Raw genomic sequence first — 2,219 nt, 5'->3', positions numbered from 1 at the left:
ACCGTATCCTGTCGGGCGGCGGCATCTTCGCCGTCTACCCGCACCGCCGCTATCTGCCGGCCAAGGTCCGCGTTTTCGTCGACTTCCTGGTGCAGTGGTTCAGGACGCGTGAAGTTGCCTGACCCACTTCAGCCGAGCAGCGGTCCCAATTTCGCCCCCTTTCTGGTAACTCTCGGCAACTCTTCCGAAGCCTAGGGAATCGCGACCGAGAATGCACCTGAAACGGCACGCAATCATGCTGGCTTCGGCCTTGGCGGCTAGCTTTGCCGCCACTGGACCCGCTTACGTGCATCCACACGTCTTCGCCGAGGCTCGCCTCGATGTGATCCTCTCCCCGGATCACCAAAGCGTGAAGGCTCTGCGTCATCTCTGGCGCTTCGACGACCTGTTTTCCTCGACGGTGATGATGGAGTTCGACAAGAACTCCGACCTGAAGCTCGACGACAAGGAGCTGAAGGAAGTCGCCGACACCGTTCATGCCTCGCTGGCGGAGTTCAATTACTTCCAGCTCGTCACCGTCGACGGCAAGGACGTGGCGATGACGCCGCCGCCGCATCTGATGGCCAATTTCGACAACGACCAGCTGATCATCCTGTTCGAGTCCGAACCGAAGGTGCCGATCAAGCTCAACGGCAAGATCGATATCGGCGTCTACGATCCGACATTCTACACGGCGATCGACTTCACCGAGGACTCCAACATCACGGTCGAAGGCCTGCCCTCGAACTGCACCAGCAAGGTGGTCCGTCCCGACCCCGACGAGGCCATCAAGGAAAACCAGAAGACCCTCACCGATGCCTTTTTCAACGATCCGACCGGCACCGATATGAGCAAGATCTTCGCCACCAAGCTCGAACTGACCTGTCAGCCAGAAGGATGAAGCCGGTGACGAAACCGTCCCTGCGTTTGGCATTCGGCCTGTTGGCCCTCACAGTCGCCATGATGCATTTCGCCGACGCCGCTCATGCCCAGAGTTCGCTCGGCATCGGCGTCAATGACGGCATGGCGCCCACCACCGGCCCGTTCGCCCATATTCTGATGTGGATCAATCTCAGGCAGCAGGAATTCTACCGCGCGCTGGCAACGGCGATGAAGGCGATGCGCCAGGACGGCAGCAAGATCTGGATACTCGTCGGCCTGTCCTTCGCCTACGGTATTTTCCATGCCGCCGGCCCCGGTCACGGCAAGGCGGTGATCTCGTCCTACATGGTGGCCAATGAAGTGGCGTTGCGGCGCGGCATCCTCTTGTCCTTCGTCTCGGCGCTGCTGCAGGGCCTGACCGCGGTCGCGGTGATGGGGGTCGCCTATTTCGTCCTGCGCGGCACCTCCGTCTCGATGACGGACGCAGCCTGGTTCATGGAGATCATGAGCTTTGTCTTCGTCACCCTGTTCGGCGCCTGGCTGCTGTGGCGCAAACTCGGTCCTTCCGTCCTGCGTCTGTTCGGCAAGGGCCCGGCCTACAGCCTGTCGGCGGCTCATGCCGGCCATTCTCACGCCGGTCATTCTCACGGGGGTCATTCGCACGGCGCGCATTCGCATGCCGGCCATTCCCATGCAGCTCACAGCCATTCGGCGCATGCCCATTCGCACGCGCTGCACGCGCATGACCATGTGCACGGCCCTTCGCACGATCATCACGATCATGCCGAACACGATCATGCTCATCACGATCACGCGGCCGGCGAAGTCTGCGACACCTGCGGCCATTCGCACGCACCCGATCCGGCGCTGCTGTCGGGCGACCGCTTCGACTGGCGCACGGCCTGGACAGCGGTGGCGGCGGTCGGCATCCGCCCCTGCTCCGGCGCGCTGATCGTGCTCAGCTTCGCCCTGCTCAACGGCCTCTGGCTCGGCGGCCTGCTGTCGGTGCTGGCAATGTCGCTGGGCACCGCCATCACCGTTTCGGCACTGGCGACGCTGGCGGTGACCGCCAAGAACTGGGCGGTCTATTTCGCCGGCGACGGCCGCATGGGCAACCGCATCCACTCGATCGTCGAGATCGGCGGCGCCGCCTTCGTGTTCCTGTTCGGACTGCTGCTGCTGTCGGCAAGCCTGGCGAGCGGCGGATGATGCCCGGCGCCACGAGGGTCGGAGTTTAACCCGCGATCTTGCCGCCGAGCTCATCCTCGATGTGAGCGCGGATGATCTCGTCAAAACTCTTTTCGGCGCTGAAGCCAAGCTCCCGCGACCGCTTTGCCTCGAAGCGCGTCGGCCAGCCC

2 protein-coding genes and 2 pseudogenes are annotated in these 2,219 nt (G+C 63.0%); 3 read left to right on the top strand and 1 reads right to left on the bottom strand.

All coding sequences use genetic code 11. The annotated features are described in order from the left end of the window. The 3 genes and pseudogenes from EN991_RS41330 to EN991_RS33155 form a co-directional block, all read left to right on the top strand. Nucleotides 1-122: pseudogene (locus tag EN991_RS41330) on the top strand (LysR family transcriptional regulator); the annotation flags it as partial. An 89-nt stretch (nucleotides 123-211) separates the two neighbouring features. Beyond that, nucleotides 212-880, top strand: coding sequence for a DUF1007 family protein (locus tag EN991_RS33160; protein WP_027161413.1), 669 nt, complete (start codon nucleotides 212-214; stop codon nucleotides 878-880). Next, nucleotides 877-2,070 carry a nickel/cobalt transporter gene (locus EN991_RS33155; protein WP_063173033.1) on the top strand — a complete coding sequence of 398 codons (1,194 nt, stop codon included), beginning with the start codon at nucleotides 877-879 and terminating at the stop codon, nucleotides 2,068-2,070. The genes EN991_RS33160 and EN991_RS33155 overlap by 4 nt, the downstream gene beginning before the upstream one ends. A gap of 25 nt (nucleotides 2,071-2,095) precedes the next feature. Here the strand turns inward: EN991_RS33155 and EN991_RS33150 are convergent. Next, nucleotides 2,096-2,219: pseudogene (locus EN991_RS33150) on the bottom strand (NAD-dependent epimerase); the annotation flags it as partial.

It is taken from the genome of Mesorhizobium sp. M7A.F.Ca.US.005.03.2.1 (assembly GCF_003997795.1).
In the GTDB taxonomy this organism is placed as follows: Bacteria; Pseudomonadota; Alphaproteobacteria; order Rhizobiales; family Rhizobiaceae; genus Mesorhizobium; species Mesorhizobium ciceri.
Note: the sequence above shows the minus strand (reverse complement) of the source record. Positions and strands in the feature narration are given on the sequence as shown.